Here is a 19,790-nt window from a genome sequence, read left to right as displayed (position 1 = left end):
AATGACGCAGCTACAGATTACCGCATTCGGCGACCCCTCGGTACTTTGGCTCAACCCTTCCCTGGACAAGGTGCCAGCCGACGGCGAAGTGCGGGTGCGCATCTGCTTTGCGGGGGTCAACCCCATCGATGCCAAGACCCGGGCCGGCCTCGGCTGGGCGGCGGCCCAGAACAAGGACAAGCTGCCCTGGACGCCGGGCTATGACGTGGCCGGAGTGGTGGAGAAGATAGGCCCCGGCGTCACCGCGCTGGCCGAGGGGGATCGGGTGTGCGGCATGGTGGGCTTTCCCCTCGCGGCCGGCGGCTACGGCGAGTCAGTGGTGGCGCGCGAGGAGGAGCTGGTCAGGCTGGAGCAGATTGGCCTCAGGCAAGGGGCGGCGCTGCCGCTGGCGGGCCTCACCGCCTGGCAGGGTCTGTTTGAACACGGCGCCCTCAAGGCGGGGCAACGGGTGCTGATCCTGGCTGGTGCCGGCGGTGTCGGCCACCTGGCGGTGCAGTTTGCCAGCGCCTATGGCGCCGAGGTGGTGGCGACGGCGAGTCGCGACAATCACAGCTTCCTGCACGGGCTGGGGGCCAGTCGGATGGTGGATTACCATGACGCAGACTGGGTAGCCCAAGTGGGCCAGGTCGATCTGGTGCTGGATCTGGTGGGTGGCGAGAGCGGCAAGGCGGCGCTCGCCTGCGTCAAGCCGGGTGGCCGGCTGGTGACGGTGCCCACCATCAGTGCCCAGCAGATCAAGGATGCCGCGGCCGGCAGCGCCATCGAGGTGCTCGGCATGCTGGTACACCCTGACCGCCAGCAGCTGAGCCAGATGCTGACCCTGCTGCGTCAGGGTGAGGTTCAGGTCACGGTCGCCGGGGAGTATGCCCTGGCCGAGGGGGCGCTGGCCCATCAGGCCATCGAGCAGGGCCACGTGCGTGGCAAGCTGTTGCTGCGCATGCCCGCCGCGGACGCTCTGGCCGGATGAATGGCATCACCGAGCTGGGGCTCGGCTGGCTGTTTCTGAGCGCCTTCACCTCCGCCACCCTGCTGCCCGGCAGCTCGGAAGTGCTGCTGGGGGCCATGGCGACCAAGGGGGAGTGGAGCATGGCCAGCCTGCTGCTGTGGGCGACGCTGGGCAACACCCTCGGCTCCATGACCACCTGGTGGCTCGGCTGGCTCGCCACCTTCAAGAAAAAACCGGAAGATTTTCAAGGCCGTGGGGAACAAAAAGCCCTCGGCTGGCTCAAACAACATGGCCACTGGTGTCTGCTGCTGGCCTGGACGCCGGTGATCGGCGATGGTCTCTGTCTGCTGGCCGGCTGGCTGCGCCTCTCCTTCTGGCGCTCTCTCATTCTCATCGGGCTCGGCAAATTGTTGCGTTATGCCCTGGTCTTTCTGCTGGCCAGGCAGATCTTCTAGCTTCACTCACGAGGTAACCGTGAACAAACTCATTCCATTAAGCATGCTTCTGGGCTTCTCCCTGCCCGTGCTGGCGGCACCCACTCTGGTGTCGGAACAGGTCAAGGAAGAGGGCAAGCTCGGCATTCCCTACCAGATGTACAAGCTGGACAACGGCCTGACCGTCATTCTGGCGCCCGACAAATCCGATCCCCTGGTGCACCTGGACGTCACCTATCACGTGGGCTCGGCCCGCGAGCAGGTGGGCAAGTCCGGTTTCGCCCACTTCTTCGAGCACATGATGTTCCAGGGCTCCAAGCATGTGGGGGATCAGGAGCACATGCGGATCATCAACGAAGCTGGCGGTGACATGAACGGCACCACCAACAAGGATCGCACCAACTACTACGAGACCGTGCCGGCCAACCAGCTGGAGAAGGTGCTGTGGCTGGAGGCCGACCGCATGGGCTTCTTGCTCGACGCGGTGAGCCAGAAGAAGTTCGAGATCCAGCGCGCCACCGTCAAGAACGAGCGGGCCCAGCGCATCGACAATCAGCCCTATGGCCTGGTGAGCGAGAAGGTGGGGGAGGCGCTCTACCCGCGCACCCACCCCTACTCCTGGCAGCCCATCGGCTATGTGGAGGATCTCGATCGGGTCGACGTCAACGACCTCAAGCAGTTCTTCCTGCGCTGGTACGGCCCCAACAATGCCACCCTGACCCTGGGCGGCGACTTCGACACCAAGCAGGCGCTGGCCTGGATTGAGCAATATTTCGGTTCCATCCCGCGCGGCCCGGACGTGGCCGAGCCGACCCCCCAGCCTGTCACCCTGCCCGAGACCCGTTATGTGACGCTTGAGGACAAGGTGCATCTACCGCTCCTGTATATCAGCTACCCGACCGTGTCGCTCGGCGATCCGCAGGAGCCGGCGCTCGACATGTTTGCCGACGTACTGGGCGGCAGCGCCAGCTCCATGCTCTACCAGTCGCTGGTCAAGAGCGGCAAGGCTATTGATGCGGGCGCCTCCCACTACTGCGAGGAGCTGGCCTGTACCCTGACCGTCTACGCCTACCCCAACCCGGCGGTGGACGGCAGCCTGAAGACCCTCAAGAGCGAGGTGGACAAGGTGATCGGCGAGTTCGCCGGTCGCGGCCTCAAGCCGGAGGATCTGGAGAAGGCGATCAACAGCTATCGCGCCTCGGCCATCTGGGGCCTGGACAGCGTCTCCGGCAAGGTGAGCCAGCTCGCCATGGGTCAGGTGTTCGCCCAGGATCCCAACTATGTGTTCAAGAGCCTGGATGCCATCGGCAAGGTGACCCCGGAGCAGGTCAAGACCGCCTACGACAAGTTCATCCTGAACAAGCCGGCGGTGGTGCTGAGCGTGGTGCCCAAGGGCAAGAGCGATTGGCAGGCCGCCAAGCCCAACTTCACCCCGGCCAAGCGTGAGCTGCCGGATTACAGCAAGCATGACAAGGTGCTGGCCGAGCGACCGGTGAAAGACGATTTTGATCGCAGCGTGCAGCCCAAGGCGGCCGATGCGGTGAGCGTCAAGGTGCCTGCCATCTGGCACGGCAAGCTCGACAAGGGGATCGAGATCATCGGCACCCAGAGCGACGAAATCCCCGCCGTCTCCATCATGGTCGCCCTGCCGGGTGGCATGCGGGCCGAGGGCAAGGGCGAACTGGGGCTGGCCAGCCTCACCGCCAGCATGATGGGACAGGGCTCGGTGCGCCTGACCGAGGCCCAGCTCAGCGACGAGCTGCAAAAGCTCGGCTCCAGCGTCAGCGTCTCCAGCGCCCAGTACAACAACCTGGTCACCATCAGCAGCCTGACCGACAAGCTGCCGCAGACCCTGGCGCTGGTGCGTGAGGTGTTTGAGCGGCCCGGCATGCGCGAAGCCGACTTCGAGCGGGTCAAGGCGCAGATGCTGCAAGGGATGAAGCAGAGCGAGCAGCAGCCGGAGTGGCTGGCCGGTCAGGCATTCCGCGAGCTGGTCTACGGCAAGCAGAACCGTCTTGGTCAACCGGGTGACGGCGTGCTGGCCGATGTCGAGAAGCTGACCCTGGCGGACGTGAAGCGCTTCTACCAGAACTACTACAACCCGACCAACGCCAAGGTGGTGGTGGTGGGTGACGTGACCCAGTCCCAAGTGGAGGATCAACTCGCCTTCCTGACCCAGTGGAAGGGGGCCGAACCCTCTCTGGGCAGCCTCAAGCCGGCGGGCGAGCAGGCCAAGCCGGGCATCTATCTGGTGGACAAGCCGGGGGCACCCCAGTCGGTGATCCGCATCGGCCGCCGTGCCATGCCGTTCGATACCACGGGTGACTACTTCACCGCCGGGCTGATGAACTTCAACCTGGGCGGCAACTTCAACAGCCGCATCAACCTCAACCTGCGCGAAGACAAGGGCTACACCTATGGTGCCAGCTCGGGCTTCTCCGCCAACCGCGAGGCGGGTACCTTCGCCACCGGCGCCAACGTGCGGGCCGATGCGACCGTGGATGCCATCCGCCAGTTCCTCAAGGAGATGGACAACTACCGCAAGAACGGGCCGACTCCGGTGGAACTGGCCTATATGCGCAGCGCCGTCTCCCAGCAGGATGCCCTCTCCTACGAGACCCTGGGCCAGAAGGCGGGCTTCCTGCTGCAGATGATCATGTACGACCTGAAGCCGGACTATGTGCAGGCCCAGAACAACCTGATCAAGACGGTGTCGGCCGAGACGCTCAAGGCCAGTGCGGCACGCTGGCTTGACCCGGCCGAGATGGTGATTGTGGTGGTGGGGGACAAGCAAAAGCTTGAAAAACCCTTGAAGGAGCTTCATCTTCCCATCTATCCGCTGCAGCTGCCCTGAGGGCGCTACATAATAAAGAGTGCCGCCCCCTGTGGGGCGGCCACACATGAGCCGTGAATATGACTACGACAAGCTTGTCACTCACCGAGTTGTTGACCGCCCTGGGTTCGCCGGAACGGCTGACCGCCCTCAAGGGGATCCGGCGCGGGATCGAACGTGAATGTCTGCGCATCACCCCGGAAGGAACCCTGGCCCAGACCGATCACCCCCGCAGTCTGGGCTCGGCGCTGACCCATGCCAACATCACCACCGACTACTCGGAGAGCCTGCTGGAGTTCATCACGCCGGCCACCGACTCCATCGACAGCCTGATGGAACAGCTTGGCGACATCCACCGTCACACCATCCACCATCTCGGTGATGAACGGATCTGGCCGCTCTCCATGCCCTGCTTCGTCGGCGACGAGGAGAACATCCGGCTGGCCCAGTACGGCAGCTCCAACATCGGCCGGATGAAGACCCTCTACCGGCAGGGGTTGAAGAACCGCTACGGCAGCCTGATGCAGGTGATCGCCGGGGTGCACTTCAACTTCTCCATGCCGGACAGCTTCTGGTGCGAGTGGCAGGAACTGGTGTGCGAGGGGTGCTGCAGCCAGCGCTTCATCTCCGACAAGTACATGGGGCTGATTCGCAACGTCTACCGCTTCGGCTGGCTGGTGCCCTATCTGTTCGGTGCCTCGCCAGCCATCTGCGACTCCTTCCTGAAGGGGCGCAAGAGCAATCTGCCGTTCCAGAAGACCGGCAAGGGCACCCTCTACCTGCCCTATGCCACCGCGCTGCGGCTGTCGGATCTGGGCTACACCAACAGCGCCCAGGCGGGGCTCAAGATCAGCCACGACAGCCTGCCGGCCTATGTCAGCAGCCTGCGTCGCGCCATCAACACCCATGATCCCGACTTCGCCAAGATCGGCGTCAAGGTGAACGGCGAGTACCGCCAGCTCAACGACAACGTGCTGCAGCTGGAGAACGAGCTGTACGCTCCGATCCGGCCCAAGCGCACCCCGCGCAGCGGCGAGAAGCCGTCGGATGCGCTGGAGCAGCGCGGCATCGAATACATCGAGCTGCGCACCGTGGATGTGAACCCCTTCACCCCGTACGGCATCGAGGTGGATCAGATCCGCTTCTTCGACCTGTTCCTGGTCTGGTGCCTGCTGCGCCCGTCCCCGGTGCTGGGCGACGAGGAGATTGCTCGCAATCGCCGCAACCAGACCAAGGTGGTGCTGGAGGGGCGTCGTCCCGGCCTCGAGCTGGAGGACGAGCAGGGCCATGCCATCGGCCTGAAGGAGTACGGCCTCAAGCTGTTCGACGAGCTGGCCGAGGTCGCCGCGCTGCTGGATCGCTGCTGCGGTCGTAACCGCTACCGCGAGACCCTGGCGATGCACCGCGAGAAGCTGCTCAACCCCGAGCTCACCTACTCCGCCCGCCTGCTCAAGCAGTTGCTGGAGAGCGGCCAGGACAACGGCTGCTTCGGTGACGAGCTGGCGAGTCGCTACCGGGAAGAGATGCTGGCCGGTGAGCTGCAGTACTGGGATGAAGCCTACTTTGCCGGCGAGGCTCGCGACTCGCTGGCCAAGCAGCGGGAACGCGAGCGTAGCGACAGCCTGTCGTTCGACGACTTCCTGGCCGACTACTTCGGAACCAGCAAGACCCCGGCCTGACGGGATCCACTTCTGCTGCAAGCCGCTCTTCGGAGCGGCTTTTTTATTGGCGCTTCCCAGTAGGCGGTTGGCCGTCACGGGCCCGAAAATAACTGTGAGTCAGCCTTCACTTCAGCAGAGCGATTGGCGGTTTTATTGTCAATCGGCTCACATTTTCCTCTTTTGCAGCTTGAGTCTGATGGGCTTGCCGCCTAATTTCTCGATCACTGAAACGATTCAGCTTAAACAAAAACAAGAGACACGAGGATAAATCCATGTTGAAGAGACTTTCCATTGCCGTACTGTTCGCGTTGGGCGCCAGCTCGGGCCAGGCTGCCGAATTCCTGCTGACCGACTCCCAGCAGGGGCTGGATGTGGGGGACTGGAAGATCACCAGCGACAAGCTGGGGATCAAGAGTCCGGCACCGTTCAGCATCGAGAAGAAACGGCTGCATGGCGGGCGTCAGGAGGGGGTGGACCTGCTGATTGTCGACAACGGGGTGATGAAGATAACCCTGATCCCGACCCGTGGCATGGGGATCAAGGAGGTCAGAGCCGCCGATCTGCGTCTCGGCTGGGATTCGCCGGTCAAGGAGGTGGTCAATCCGGCCTTCATCGATCTGGAGAGCCGCACCGGGCTCGGCTGGCTCGATGGCTTCAACGAGATGTTGGTGCGCTGTGGCTACGAGTGGACCGGTCACCCGGGAGTGGATGACGACGGCCGCCTCAAGAGTCTGCATGGCCGGGTGCAGAACATACCGGCCTCCGTGGTCAGCGTGACCATAGACGAGGAGCCACCCTACGCCATTCACGTGCTGGGCCGGGTGGACGAGCGCACCTTCAAGATGAGCGAGCTGGTCACCTGGACCCAGCTCAGCGTCGTGCCCGGTCAGGCGGAGTTTGCCCTGCAGGACAAGCTGACCAACCACGCCGATTACGAGAACGAGTACCAAATCATCTACCACGGCAACTTCGGGGCCCCCATCCTGGAGGAGGGCGCGCGCGTCAGCACCCCGGTGAAGCAGATCTCCCCCTTCAACGACTACGCCAAGGGGGGGCTGAAGAGCTGGCAAACCTATCTGGGGCCGACCAAGGGCTTCGACGAGATGGTGTTCAACCTGGTGCCCTACAGCGACGCCGAGGGTAACACCCTGGCGGTGCTGAACAACCGGACAGGCAGCGCCGGGGTGGCGGTGGGCTACAACACCAGGCAGTTGCCGGTGCTGACCCTGTGGAAGAACACCGACACCCGGGCTCAGGGCTATGTGACCGGCATCGAACCCGGCACCAGCTATGCCTACAGCACCAAGTACCAGCGCCCGCTGGGGCTGGTCCCCAAAATTCAGCCGGGAGAGACCAAGACTTTCGATCTGACCTACCGCCTGCTGCGGAATGCCGACGAGGTGAAGCAGGCTCTGACCAGCGTGGAGCAGATCCAGGCCGGCCGGCCCACCGAACTGCGTGATCAGCCGCTGGTCAAGCTGCCGTAAGTGACGGACAAACAGCAAAAAGCCGCTCTTGAAGCGGCTTTTTTATTTCCCTGAACCCGAGCGGTCTCAGACGTGGTTGTACTCAGACATGGTTATACATGGCCTCGATCTCGCTCTGGTACTTGGACTCGATGATCTTGCGGCGCAGCTTCATGGTCGGGGTCAGTTCTCCCAGCTCCATGGAGAAGGCGCTTGGCAGCAGGGTGAACTTCTTCACCTGCTCGAACTTGGCCAGCTCTTTTTGCAGATCCTGAATGCGTGCCTCGAAGAACTCCACCACCTTGGAGTGGCGCAGCAGCTCGGTCTTGCACTGGTACTGCAGGTTGATGGAGCGGGCGTACTCTTCCAGCGACTCGAAGCAGGGCACGATCAGCGCCGACACGAAGTGGCGGGCATCGGCGACGATGGCGATCTGCTCGATGAAGCGATCCTTGCCGATGGTGCCTTCCACCAGTTGCGGGGCCACGTACTTGCCGTTGGAGGTCTTCATCAGCTCCTTGAGGCGCTCGGTGAAGTAGATGTTGCCTTCGCTGTCGAGTTCGCCGGCATCACCGGTACGCAGGAAACCATCCTCGGTCATCACCTCGGCCGTCGCTTCCGGCTTGTTGTAGTAGCCGCGCATCACGGTGGGGGAGCGCACCAGCAGCTCGTTGTTCTCACCCAGTTTCACCTCGATGCCGCAGAGCGCCGTGCCGATGGAGCCCAGCTTGAACTGGCTGTCTTCGTAGCAGCAGACGGTGGCGGTGGTTTCGGTCATGCCGTAGCCGTACTTGAGGTTGAGCCCCATGGCCTGGAAGAAGAAGTTCACCTCGTCGGCGAGGCGGGCGCCGGCCACCGGCAGGAAGCGGGTGCGGCCGCCGAAGCGGGCGCGCAGCTTGCGAAACACCAGTCGCTCGGCGAGCCAGAGCTGGCCGTAGAGCAGCGGGGAGGCGGTTTTGCCCGCCTGGCGGGTGGCGACCATCTGCTTGCCCACTTTGGTGGCCCAGCCGAACAGGGCCTGACGCAGGCGCGGGGCCTGGGCCACCCTGGCCTGGATCATGGCGTAGGCCTTCTCGTAGAGGCGCGGCACGGCGCACATCACGGTCGGCTGTACCTCGCCGATGACATCCATCACCTTCTGCGGATCGCGGATGTAGACGTTCTCGGCGCCACAATAGAGCACGTAGTAGCTCCAGGCCCGCTCGAACACGTGGCTGAGCGGCAGCATGCAGAGCGACACATCCTGCTCGTTCAGATCGAGGCGGCTGTTGTGCATCTCGAAGCAGGCGGCGATGTTGGCGAAATCGAGCATCACCCCCTTGGGCTCACCCGTGGTGCCCGAGGTGTAGATCAGGGTCAGCAGGTCATCCATCCGGTACTGGCTCTCGCGCTCGCGCAACACCTGCTCGCTGGGCTGATGGTTGCCGGAGACCAGAAACGTCTGGAAGTGGCTTGCCTGCGGGCAGCCGCGCAGGTTGACGCTGCCGTCGAGGGCGACCAGTTGGCGGATCTCGCCGCTTTCAATCAGTTGCAGCGCCTGGTCGAACTGAGGCTGTTCGCCGACGAACAGCACCTTAATGCCGGCATCTTTGACGATGTAGCGCAGCTGATCGAGCGTGCTGGTGGGGTAGATGGGGACGCTGACGCCGCGGGCGGCCAGGATGCCGAGATCGGCCTGGGTCCACTCCGGCATGTTGCGGGCATAGATGCCGACCATCTCGGTGGGCTGGTGGCCGGCGCGGATCAGCGCCTGGGCACAGTAGTCCATGGCCTGTCCCAGAGTACGCCAGCCGATGGCACGCCACTGGCCATCCTGTTGTACGCGCAGAGCGGCCTTGTTGCCAAGCCGGGCGATACGCTCCCGCATCAGTCGAACCAGGTGGTTTTTCGGCATCAGTCAGACATCCTCAAGTAACAGTTGTACGCCCTAAGGGGCACTGAAAATCGCGCTGGAGTTTAAACTCTAAGATTACAGCTTACAAGTGTTCGCCATTTGTCTTGGATCACAAAGTCGTCAATTAGGGTGAGCTTGAGGCATGATGGGGTCTGACATGCGGAGCCATTCAGGGAGGGTGAACAATGAGTGTCGGCATCAAGGGGGTGGTGACCGGGGTATTGCTGTTATTGGCGGGGGCCGGCGGCCTCTGGTTTACGCTGGGAGGCACGGGGAGCGAGGAGGACAACCCCTGGCTGAGCGGCGCCGAGGGCTATGCGCAGGCGCAGCAGCTGGCCCTGCACAAGGGCTATCCGCTGCTCTACGTGATCGAGCGCGCCAAATGCCGGCGCTGCAAGCTGCTGGAGACCAGCCTTTGGCAGTCAGCGGAGATGGCGCCGGTGCTGGCCCGGCTGGTCAAGGTGCGCCTCAACCCGGATGCGGGGGATGGCAGCGAGCACATTCTGCGCCGCTTCCCGCAGGTGGCGACCCCGCCCGGCATCTATGTGCAGCAGCCGGGTGAGCCGCTCAAGCCCATCAAGATAGTGGTGGATATCCAGCAGATCTGGATGCCCGGGGTGACCTGGCAGCGCGGCTTCTTCATGCCGCTCTCCGCCGCCGGGTTCGAGGCGGTGCTGCACACCACCCAGAGCCTGCAGGATCCGGCCCTCGACAACGCGCCGTTGCTGTAGTGCCGCAGATGTAGCGCGGCGGTTTAGCCGAAGTCGAACAGGCGGGACATCAGCACGGCATCTTCCCGATCCTGGCCGGTGCCGTAGTAGTCGGCGCGCCGGCAGTACTCGGCAAACCCCTCGCTCTCGTAGAGGCTGATGGCGGTGCTGTTGCCGGCCCGCACCTCGAGGAACCAGGCCTCGGCCTTGTTGGCCTTGCTGCGGGTGAGGTACTCCCTGAGCAGCGCCCGCCCCAGCCCCTTGCCCTGAAAGTCGGGGTGCACGCAGATGTTCATCAGCGAGCTGTCGCCCGCCACCAGATCCGAGATGTAGAAACCGGCCGGCTGGCCGTCGACCAGCAGCAGACCGTTGAGATAGCGCGGCCCGAAGCAGGAGAGCAGGTTGGCCTGGCTCCAGGGCTCCTTGTGGGCAGCCTGTTCGATGGGGTAGATGAGCTCGAAGTCGGTCTCGAGCAGGGGACGAAATTGCACCATGGTGGCTCCGGGTCGGGGCGGCTGAACGAAGAGAGGGTGGGGCTCGGCACTCAGCCGAGGCGCCCCTTGAGCTGCTGCCACAGCGCCCGTTTCTGGGCCGGGCTGGGCGCGAGCGGGCAGATCAGGGCCTCTGGCCAGGCGGGATCGGCCGCTTCCAGCCAGAGCAGTGGCGAGGTGTGGCCGACGGGCAGGCTGCTCAGCAGGCTGACCTCGTCGCTGCCGATGCCGAGCAGCTGGCAAAGGTCTGCCAGCAGGTGGGGGGCGGGCAGCCGGCTCGCCAGGATCCAGAGCTTGCCGCTGGGCGGCTCGCTCGGCACGGCCGAGGCGGGGATAGCCGCCTGCTCGCTTGCCGGGATCTCATTGGCCGGCGCGGGCACAACCTGATGGCCCGCCAGCAGGGCTGGCCGGCGCAGTTGCCAGCTCGGAATGCCCATCCGGGCCAGCAGGTGTTGCCGCAGGCGACCGGATGCCTGGTCAGGTTGCGCGGGGGCTGGCTCCCGCGCCGTGGTCAGCTGCACTGGATCTTGCATGGACGATGACTCAGTCTTGATCTGCATTGATGAAAAAAGCTCTGCGCAGGGTACACTCGAACGCGTTTTGCTGCATCTTTTGCGGTATGTTTTAGCCAGGTGAGGCGGCCCGGCGCTCGGCAACCGGTCGGAGCGAGTCACAGGCGGCCTCCCGACAATCCAACAAGCAGGACAGGGAACCTTCGATTGCGTCGCGGGTGTGCCGGTTCCAGACAACCCCAGTATCGGAAGTGTGCCTATGCCACCTTTAGCATCACAGAATCTTCGTCTCGCCCCCATTCACGAGCGCCTGCCACGCCTGCTGTCGGCCCTCGGCGAGGGGCTCTACGAGCGCCAGGATGCCCTGCGGCTCGGCCTGCTGGCGGCCCTGTGTGGCGAGAGCGTGTTTCTGCTGGGCCCGCCCGGCATCGCCAAGAGCCTGATCGCGCGGCGCCTCAAGCTGGCCTTCTTCGATGCCCGCCACTTCGAATACCTGATGACCCGCTTCAGCACGCCGGAGGAGGTGTTCGGCCCCCTCTCCATCCAGGCGCTGAAGGAGGATGGCAAGTATCTGCGACTCACCGCCGGCTACCTGCCGGAGGCCGAGGTGGTGTTCCTCGACGAGATCTGGAAGGCGGGCCCCGCCATCCTCAACACCCTGCTCACCGCCATCAACGAGCGGCAGTTTCGCAACGGCGACAGCCAGCACCCGATTCCCATGCGGCTGCTGGTGACCGCCTCCAACGAGCTGCCGGCCCCCGACAGCGGGCTGGAGGCGCTCTACGACCGCATGCTGGTGCGGATCTGGATGGACCGGGTGCAGGAGAAGGCCAACTTCCAGGCCATGCTGGCCAGCGACGGCCAGTCCCACCAGAATCTGCCGCCCTCGGTGCAGATCCACGGCGAGGAGTACCTGGAGTGGCAGGAGCAGATCGACCGGATCCGGTTGCCGGACGACTGCTTCGAGCTCATCTATCAGCTGCGCCAGCAGCTCGACAGCCAGCTGGCCCACAGCTGCTACGTGTCGGATCGGCGCTGGAAGAAGGCCGTCAGGCTCATCAAGGCGAGCGCCTTTTTCAATGGCCGCGACGAGGTGGCCCCGCTCGATCTGCTGCTGTTCAAGGATTGCCTCTGGCATGACGAGGCCTCGCGCACCGCCCTGCTGGAGATGATGACCGAGTTCTCCCGCCTCTACGGCTATCAGCAGCTGGCCATGACCCGTCAGCTGATGGGGCTGCGGGAGCAGTTCAAGCAGCTCAAACAGAGCGTGGCCCAGCGCCTGTGTTGCAAGGCCAGAAAGCGCCAGCAGTGGTTTGGACGCCGTGCTCGCGGCATCCAGATCCCGCTGGCCAACGCCCGTCCGTTCGGCAAACTGGCGCATTTCCACCTGCTCACCCCGGCGGCGCTGGATGGCGACGATCCGGAGCGGCTGGTGGAGACGCTGGTGTTCGACCGCACCCTGCTCTCCCACTGGCATCCCACCGGCGAGGCGCTGGTGGGCTGGCCGCTCGGCAACCCCAAGGAGGGCCACTATGAGCTGGTGCTGGACGACGAACTGCGGCTGCACGTGCTGGACTTGCAGCGCCAGCAAATTCCCCTGGTGCTGGTGGAGCGCAACCCCATCCCCGAGGTGGTGATCGCCCCCTGGCAGGCCGCCCTGACCGGGTTGCTGGCAGAAGCCGGCGTGCTGGCGCAGGAGCTCAAGCGCCAGCGCAACCTGTTCGAGCGCCATCAGCAGCACCTCTTCATCGGTCGCCACTGGCTGCAGCAGGTGGAGGACAGCTTCTTCGTGCTGAACCGGGATCTGGACCAGCTGCGCAGCGATATCAGCCACTGGCACGACCGGCTGCCACAGCTGGACGCCTGAACCATGGCGAGCGCGAAAGGGAGTGTGGTGAGCCTGGTCGGCGGAGGTCGCCATGCTTGAGATCGGCATGATGGATCTGGGGCTGCTCATCGGCGAGGGGGAGCTGGCGGGCGAGATGGCGCTGCTGTTGGCCTCCACCCCCAAGATCTCCGAGTTCATCAAGCGCTCCCCGCTGCAGGGCAAATTGTTGCAAAAGCGCATCCGCCGCTGGAGCGAACAGCTGGGGGAGGAGATGCGCCACAAGCCGGTGCCGGTGGCGCTGGAGCAGGAGTATCGCCTCTATCAGGCCCACAAGGGGTTGCCGCTGGCCGAGCTGATGGGACGATTGCCGTCCCTGCTGGACGGGCTTGAGCAGTACAGTCCCTTCGCTGGCGAGGCGCGCAGCCTGGTGCGCCAGCTGATGGCGCACCCCACCGACAGCCAGCGCCAGCTGCTGATCGAGAAGTGGCGCACCAGTCTGGTGGGCAGCCTGCTGCAGTTGCAGCAGCAGATCGCCGAGGCGGAGCGGGAGAAGCAGCGCCAGGAGATAGAAGATCAGCTGCTGGCGAGCCGTACCCTGGCCGATGCGCTGGATCCCAACCAGATCTCCGCCGGCGGGCTGTGGGATCTGGCGCAGGGCAGCTGGCACAAACGCAGCCTGGTGCTGGTCAAGCAGTACGCCCGCATGCTGCAGCGCGAGCCGCTGCTGGCGGAGATCGCCAACCTGCTGGGGCGCAGCCAGCAGGACAACCGGGCCAACGACTCGCCGGTGCCGCCGGTGCAGGTGCACGAGCTGGAGGAGGTGCAGACCGACGACGTGCCGGACGATCTGGTGGGCATTCACCCGGCCAGTGACCTGATGCGACTGTTGCCGAGCGAGGCGGTGATGCTGGCGCTGCCGGAGCTGGAGCTGGAGTTCTACCGCCGCTATCTGGAGCGGCGCCTGCTCAGCTACCAGTCGCGCGGCACCCTGCCGCGCCAGCGCATCATGCTGCGCACCCCGGAACTCGGTGGGCGGCAACTGCAGCAGCGGGGGCCCTTCATCGTCTGCATCGACACTTCGGGCTCCATGGGGGGATACCCGGAGGAGTGTGCCAAGGCGCTGTTTCTGGCGCTGCTCAAGGTGGCGATGGACGAGAAGCGGGGCTGCTACCTGATGCTCTTCTCCACCGAGGTGGCGACCCTGGAGATCACCGCCGACACCGGGCTCGACAAGGCGGAGCGCTTCCTCTCCATGAGTTTTCACGGCGGCACCGATCTGGTGCCCTGTCTCGAGAAGGCCTTGATCAAGCTGGATGACCCCGCCTTTGCCAAGGCGGACGTGCTGGTGGTCTCCGACTTCATCGCCCAGAGCCTGCCCCACAGCTTGCTGGAGCGAATGAACCGCCAGCGCAAGCAGCAGACCCGCTTTCACGCGGTGGCCATGTCCCGCCACGCCAAACCGGCGCTGTTGCGGGTGTTCGACAACAGCTGGTTGCTCGATTGCGGCCTGCGCGGGCGCCTGCTGCGGCGCTGGCAGCGCAGCTGAGCCAGGCCGTCAGCAGCGAGGCTGGTGGCCGAGTCCCCGTTCGTTGACCTGCTCCTGATCCAGCAGCGGCTGGCCGCTCGGCTGGGAGACGTAAAAGCCCCGCTTGCCGCTGCGCTTGACCCGATACATGGCCTGGTCGGCGCGGGCCAGTGCCGTGCTGAAATCATCCTGCGGCCGGATCGCCGCAATCCCCATGCTCAATCCCACCGAGGCGTCGCCGTTGGGCAGCTCGAACGGGGTGGAGATGGCGTTGATGCACTGGCGGGCCAGGTGGCTGGTACGGGGATCGTCGCAGCTCCAGGGCAGCAGCAGCACGAATTCGTCGCCGCCGAGCCGGCCTATCTTCACCCCCTCCTCGCAGCAGTCGCGCAGCCGGCGGGTGAGGGCGATCAGCAGCTCGTCGCCGGCGCGATGACCCAGGTTGTCATTGACCTGCTTGAAGTCGTCGAGATCGATGAAGCAGATCGCCTGGTACTCCTGCGGGAATTGGCGCTGCAGCGCGGTGCGGTTGAGCAGGCCGGTGAGGGGATCCCGGTGGGCGAGCTGGGCCAGCTGCTGCTCGTACTCTTTCTCGTGGGTGATGTCGATGTGGGTGCCCATCACCCGGATGGGATTGCCCTGTGCATCCCGCTCCACCACCCGGCCCCGGTCCAGCACCCAGGTGGTCTTGCCATCCTTGGCGATCATCCGGTGCATCACCTGATAAAACGGGCTCTTGCCGCTCAGGTGATCGAAGAAGGCCTGCAGCACCCGCTCCCTGTCTTCCGGGTGCAGGTGCTCGCGCCAGACGTCGAAGTGGGCTGATAGCTCCTTGGGCTGGTAGCCGAGCATGGCGCCCCAGCGGCGGTTGAAGATGATGAGCTTGCCGGTGGGCACATGGTTCTGCCAGATGCACAGGCCGGTGCCGTCCATGGCGGCTTCCAGTTTCTCCCGCGCATCGTCGGCGACCCGCTTGAGCCGTTCGTTCTCCTGCAGCAGCTTGTCGTAGGCCGCCTGCAGCTCCTGGTATGTCATCAACCCGCGCTTCCCTGTAGTGGATGGCGCTTATAGTCGATGCTGATTTTCCATCTGTAAAGAGGCACGAGGGGTGAGTGTGAGAGCCCGCCAGATCTGGCTGATTTTCTCTCTTTCTCCCTGGTGGCTGTGTGCTTGAACAAGGCAGGATATGATGGTCATAGTGAACACACCTGTCTAGCTGCACCACCAGAGGGGAAACCGAACCGGCATGAAACGCATCATGACCCTGATCCTGCTGACGGGATTGTGCACGCCCCTCGCCTGGGCGGCCCGGGCGCCGCTGACCGAACCCCAGCTCTCCCGCGAGCTGCAACTGCTGGAAGAGGGCTTCCAGCCCGACCGCATATTCCGGCTGCGCATCGCCGCGCTGGTGGCGAGCAAGGAAGAGTATCCCCTCGACGTGCAGGGACGCATCGTGCGCCTGCAGTGCTGGGCCATGCCCGCCGAGTGGGACAGCGAGTATCGCGCCGTGGTGGCCTTTGCCGATCAGCAGCTGGCTATCGCCCGGACCCGCAAGGACAGGATCACCGAGACCGGCCTGCTCACCTGTCGTGGTTTTCACCAGCAGCTGCTCGGCAACATGGACCAGGCCAAGGCCGACTATCAGCAGGCGCTGGTGCTGGCCCGCCGGCTCGGCGATCGGCTGCAGGAGGCCGACATCCTCAGCTTTCGCGGCGACATGTACGCCTATCAGGGGGAGCTGGCGGAGGGGCTGATGGAGCTTATCGAGGCGCACAAGCGCTTTGAGTCGCTGGGGCAGGACGGTAAGGCGCGGGAGGTGCTGGCCCAGATCGCCAACGCCTACCGGCGGATGGGGCTCTACGAACGGGCCGAGGGCTACTTCAAGGAGCTGGAGCACGACTACGGCACCCTGGGGGATCAGGAGCGGCTGGTGGACATCCGCTCCCAGCAGGGGCTGCTCTATGCCGAGATGGGGGAGTATGAACGGGCCCTGCCGTTGATGATCCAGGCCGAGCAGCTCTACCGCTCCCAGCAGAAGGAGGGGCAGCTGGCCTGGATCCAGATCGAGATCGCCACCATCCTGCTCAACCAGAACAAGGTGGCCGAAGCGGTGAGCAAGCTGCAGCAGGCCGATGCCATCCTGCGCAGTGGCGAGAGCTCCGACAGCGTGACCCTGGGCCACTGGCAACTGGTGATGGGGATGGCGGAAGCGGCGCAGAGCAACCCGACCAAGGCGCTCTACTACCTGGCCCAGGCCGAGCCCATCTTCGTCAAGGAGAAGAACCAGCGCTTCCTGGCGCGGGTCTACGAGGTGCGGGCCCGGATCCTGGAGCAGCAGGGCCAGATCAACGGGGCACTGGCCAGCCTCAAAAAGTACGTCGAGACCAAGCACTCTCTGGAGCGGGTACTCAGGGAGCAGCGCTCGTTGCAGATGCGCTTCGAGTTCGACCTGGCCCGCAAGGAGCTGGAGAACCAAGCTCTCAAGACCAAGCAGCTGCTGCAGGAAGCCAAGCTCAAGCAACTGCAGGAGCGGCGCCACTGGCAATATGCGGTGGTCATTCTGTTGCTGCTGGTGATGGGCATGCTGGCGCTGCATCAGTTCAACCGCTCCCGCAAGATGCGCCGGCTCGCCATGACCGACGACCTGACCGGGCTGCACAACCGCCGCCAGATCCAGGCCAAGGGGCAGGCCTGGTTCAAGCAGGCGCGAGAGCATGGCAAGACCTTGTCGGTGCTGCAGCTCGACATCGATCACTTCAAGCAGGTCAACGACACCCTGGGCCACCACATGGGGGACAAGGTGCTGGCCGAGGTGGCCAGCTGCGTCGCCGCCCAGCTGCGCTCCCTCGATCGGGTGGGGCGCAACGGTGGCGAGGAGTTTCTGGTGCTGCTGCCCGACACCTGCCTCGACGAGGCGGCCGAGGTGGCGGAGCGGATCCGCCATCGGGTCGCCCAACTGCGCATCGACGGTATGCCGGAAGGGCAGCCGGTGCACGTCAGCATCGGCTGTGCCCAGTACAGCCCGCTCGACGAGAGCTTCGGCGATCTGGTGCAGCGGGCCGACGAGGCCATGTACCGGGCCAAGCAGGCGGGCCGCAACCAGGTGATGCGGGCCGAGTAGGGGGCGCAGGCTCCCCTGCTCGACTGCAAAGCCGGGCTGGGTATTTTTCACTCGCGCGGGTATAATGTCGCGCAATTTTGCTTTGGCTCAGGTGAGAAGACCCATGTAACGCAACCCTCTTCCTCTCTCCACCGGTTGGTCTGATGCCAGCTTGGTGTGGCTCGTTGCGTATCCATGCCGGACCGTGAGTCAATGCGGCACTCCGGAATTATCCCACGGTGGCTTAAGGCCGCCGCCCAATAGAAGAACGTTGAATTATGTCAGCTGAATTTCTGAGTGAAGTCTCCAAGAGACGCACTTTTGCGATCATCTCGCACCCGGATGCGGGTAAAACCACCATCACCGAAAAAGTCCTGCTGTTTGGACAGGCCATTCAGCGTGCCGGTACCGTCAAGGGCCGTGGCTCAGGCCAGCACGCCAAATCCGACTGGATGGAGATGGAGAAGCAGCGTGGTATCTCCATCACTACCTCGGTGATGCAGTTCCCCTATGCCGATTGTCTGGTCAACCTGCTCGACACCCCGGGTCACGAGGACTTCTCCGAAGATACCTACCGTACCCTGACGGCGGTCGACTGCTGCCTGATGGTCATCGACGCCGCCAAGGGTGTTGAAGACCGGACCCGCAAGCTGATGGAAGTGACCCGGCTGCGTGACACCCCCATCCTCACCTTCATGAACAAGCTGGACCGCGAAGTGCGCGATCCGATGGAGGTCATGGACGAGGTGGAGCGCGAGCTCAACATCATGTGCGCCCCCATCACCTGGCCCATCGGCTGCGGCAAATCCTTCAAGGGGGTCTACCACCTCTACAAGGACGAAACCTATCTGTATCAGAGCGGCCAGGGCCACACCATCCAGGAGAAGCGGGTGGTCAAGGGGTTGAACAACCCCGAGCTGGATGCCGCCATCGGCGAAGATCTGGCGGCCCAGCTGCGCGGCGAGCTGGAGCTGGTACAGGGTGCCTCCCCCGAGTTCGATCACGATGCCTTCATCGCCGGCGAGATGACCCCGGTCTTCTTCGGTACTGCACTGGGTAACTTCGGTGTGGACCACATGCTGGACGGCCTGACCGACTGGGCACCGTCGCCCATGCCGCGCAAGGCCGAGAGCCGTGAAGTGGCCGCCACCGAGGAGAAGTTCTCCGGTTTCGTGTTCAAGATCCAGGCGAACATGGACCCGAAACACCGCGACCGTATCGCCTTTATGCGCATCGTGTCAGGCACCTACTCCAAGGGCATGAAGATGCGCCACGTGCGCATCGGCAAGGACGTGAACATCTCCGACGCCGTGACCTTCATGGCCGGTGACCGCGAGCAGGCGGAAGACGCCTTCGCCGGCGACATCATAGGTCTGCACAACCACGGCACCATCCAGATCGGCGACACCTTCACCCAGGGTGAGGATCTCAAGTTCACCGGCATCCCGAACTTCGCGCCGGAACTGTTCCGCCGCATCCGTCTGCGCGATCCGCTCAAGCAGAAGCAGCTGCTCAAGGGGCTGGTGCAGCTCTCCGAAGAGGGTGCGGTGCAGGTGTTCCGTCCGCTCATCAGCAACGATCTGATCGTCGGTGCGGTCGGTGTGCTGCAGTTCGACGTGGTGGTTTCTCGTCTGAAGAGCGAGTACAACGTCGAGGCGCTGTACGAGGCGGTTAACGTCTCCACCGCCCGCTGGGTGGAAGGGACCGACGTCAAGAAGTTCGAAGAGTTCAAGCGCAAGAACGAGGTCAACCTGGCCCTCGATGGCGGTGACAACCTCACCTACATCGCGCCGACCATGGTGAACCTGCGCCTGGCCCAGGAGCGTCACCCGGACGTCCAGTTCCGCCAGACCCGCGAGCACTGACAAGGGCTTGCCCGCTAGGCAGACAAGATAAAAAAAGACCCCGCTCAGGCGGGGTCTTTTTTTGCATGGCGATCAAGGCGCAGATGGGGGCTGAGCTGCCATCCCCCGTCGACAAGGGGGGCAATGCCCCCTATAAAGAAGGCTGTTACATGATTCAGGGAGTGATGCATGTCGGTCGAACTGCCCGTCGAGGCACAATTCAACGCTTACAACGCCCACGATCTCGAGGCCTTCCTGGCCTGCTTCTGCGAGGCGTTCAAGGGATACCGGATGCCGACGGAGAGCCCGAGCACTGTGGGCAAGGGGGCGCTCAGAGCCTTCTATGCCGAGCACAGATTCAATAACCCGCTGCTCAGGGCCGAGCTGCTGTCGAGAACCGTCATCGGCAACAAGGTGTTTGATCACGAGTTGATCTATGGCCTCTCCCCCGAGCCGCTGGAGAGCATGGCGGTCTTCGAAGTAGAGGCGGGCCTTATCAAGACGGCCTGGTTCTACTTCCCCACCTGAAAGGCGCCCAGCGCTCCT

General features: G+C 64.1%; 15 protein-coding genes. 11 read left to right on the top strand and 4 right to left on the bottom strand.

Annotated features, from left to right (window positions below; translation table 11 throughout):
- The first annotated feature begins 1 nt into the window (after position 1).
- From OKB87_RS05030 to OKB87_RS05010, 5 genes are all read left to right on the top strand, one after another.
- Entirely contained in the window at positions 2–967 is a 966-nt protein-coding gene (locus tag OKB87_RS05030) for an NADP-dependent oxidoreductase (protein ID WP_270826677.1), read from the top strand.
- Positions 964–1,401 carry a YqaA family protein gene (locus OKB87_RS05025; RefSeq protein WP_029304641.1) on the top strand — a complete coding sequence of 146 codons (438 nt, stop codon included), beginning with the start codon at positions 964–966 and terminating at the stop codon, positions 1,399–1,401. The genes OKB87_RS05030 and OKB87_RS05025 overlap by 4 nt, the downstream gene beginning before the upstream one ends.
- Before the next feature lie 19 nt (positions 1,402–1,420).
- The gene (locus OKB87_RS05020; RefSeq protein WP_270826676.1) at positions 1,421–4,234 is read left to right on the top strand and encodes a M16 family metallopeptidase; all 2,814 of its coding nucleotides are present in this window, start codon (positions 1,421–1,423) and stop codon (positions 4,232–4,234) included.
- A gap of 59 nt (positions 4,235–4,293) precedes the next feature.
- On the top strand, positions 4,294–5,892 hold the full coding sequence (gene gshA, locus OKB87_RS05015) for a glutamate--cysteine ligase (protein ID WP_201354810.1): 1,599 nt from the start codon (positions 4,294–4,296) through the stop codon (positions 5,890–5,892).
- Between the two features lie 254 nt (positions 5,893–6,146).
- Positions 6,147–7,361: an aldose 1-epimerase family protein gene (locus OKB87_RS05010; protein ID WP_270826672.1), complete on the top strand. Its 1,215-nt coding sequence runs from the start codon at positions 6,147–6,149 to the stop codon at positions 7,359–7,361.
- Between the two features lie 82 nt (positions 7,362–7,443).
- Here OKB87_RS05010 and OKB87_RS05005 read toward each other — a convergent pair whose 3' ends face one another.
- The gene (locus OKB87_RS05005; protein ID WP_270826670.1) at positions 7,444–9,234 is read right to left on the bottom strand and encodes an AMP-dependent synthetase/ligase; all 1,791 of its coding nucleotides are present in this window, start codon (positions 9,232–9,234) and stop codon (positions 7,444–7,446) included.
- Between the two features lie 185 nt (positions 9,235–9,419).
- On the opposite strand from OKB87_RS05005, the gene OKB87_RS05000 reads away from it, so the two are divergent.
- On the top strand, positions 9,420–9,965 hold the full coding sequence (locus OKB87_RS05000) for a hypothetical protein (protein ID WP_016349458.1): 546 nt from the start codon (positions 9,420–9,422) through the stop codon (positions 9,963–9,965).
- Positions 9,966–9,988: 23 nt separating this feature from the next.
- On the opposite strand, the gene rimI is transcribed toward OKB87_RS05000, so the two are convergent.
- Positions 9,989–10,438, bottom strand: a complete 450-nt coding sequence (rimI, locus tag OKB87_RS04995) for a ribosomal protein S18-alanine N-acetyltransferase (protein WP_011704681.1) — start codon at positions 10,436–10,438, stop codon at positions 9,989–9,991.
- Between the two features lie 50 nt (positions 10,439–10,488).
- Positions 10,489–10,968 (bottom strand): DNA polymerase III subunit psi, encoded by a 480-nt coding sequence (locus tag OKB87_RS04990; protein WP_270826666.1) that lies wholly within the window; start codon positions 10,966–10,968, stop codon positions 10,489–10,491.
- A 238-nt stretch (positions 10,969–11,206) separates the two neighbouring features.
- Between OKB87_RS04990 and OKB87_RS04985 the strand changes: the two genes are divergently transcribed.
- Together OKB87_RS04985 and viaA are read left to right on the top strand one after the other, a co-directional pair.
- Entirely contained in the window at positions 11,207–12,814 is a 1,608-nt protein-coding gene (locus OKB87_RS04985) for an ATPase RavA domain-containing protein (RefSeq protein WP_270826665.1), read from the top strand.
- A 52-nt stretch (positions 12,815–12,866) separates the two neighbouring features.
- The gene (gene viaA / locus OKB87_RS04980; protein ID WP_270826663.1) at positions 12,867–14,321 is read left to right on the top strand and encodes an ATPase RavA stimulator ViaA; all 1,455 of its coding nucleotides are present in this window, start codon (positions 12,867–12,869) and stop codon (positions 14,319–14,321) included.
- 9 nt (positions 14,322–14,330) lie between these two features.
- Here the strand turns inward: viaA and OKB87_RS04975 are convergent, their stop codons facing one another.
- Positions 14,331–15,335 carry a sensor domain-containing diguanylate cyclase gene (locus OKB87_RS04975; RefSeq protein ID WP_270826660.1) on the bottom strand — a complete coding sequence of 335 codons (1,005 nt, stop codon included), beginning with the start codon at positions 15,333–15,335 and terminating at the stop codon, positions 14,331–14,333.
- Between the two features lie 223 nt (positions 15,336–15,558).
- Between OKB87_RS04975 and OKB87_RS04970 the strand changes: the two genes are divergently transcribed.
- The 3 genes from OKB87_RS04970 (at position 15,559) to OKB87_RS04960 (ending at position 19,772) form a co-directional block, all read left to right on the top strand.
- Positions 15,559–17,421 (top strand): diguanylate cyclase, encoded by a 1,863-nt coding sequence (locus OKB87_RS04970; RefSeq protein ID WP_333563320.1) that lies wholly within the window; start codon positions 15,559–15,561, stop codon positions 17,419–17,421.
- Positions 17,422–17,675: 254 nt separating this feature from the next.
- Positions 17,676–19,265: a peptide chain release factor 3 gene (gene prfC / locus OKB87_RS04965; RefSeq protein WP_085946238.1), complete on the top strand. Its 1,590-nt coding sequence runs from the start codon at positions 17,676–17,678 to the stop codon at positions 19,263–19,265.
- A gap of 168 nt (positions 19,266–19,433) precedes the next feature.
- On the top strand, positions 19,434–19,772 hold the full coding sequence (locus OKB87_RS04960; protein WP_039214220.1) for a nuclear transport factor 2 family protein: 339 nt from the start codon (positions 19,434–19,436) through the stop codon (positions 19,770–19,772).
- Positions 19,773–19,790 lie beyond the last annotated feature (18 nt).

The sequence above is a fragment of the Aeromonas sp. Y318-1 genome (assembly GCF_027706125.1).
GTDB classification, from domain to species: domain Bacteria; phylum Pseudomonadota; class Gammaproteobacteria; order Enterobacterales; family Aeromonadaceae; genus Aeromonas; species Aeromonas hydrophila.
Note: the sequence above shows the minus strand (reverse complement) of the source record. Positions and strands in the feature narration are given on the sequence as shown.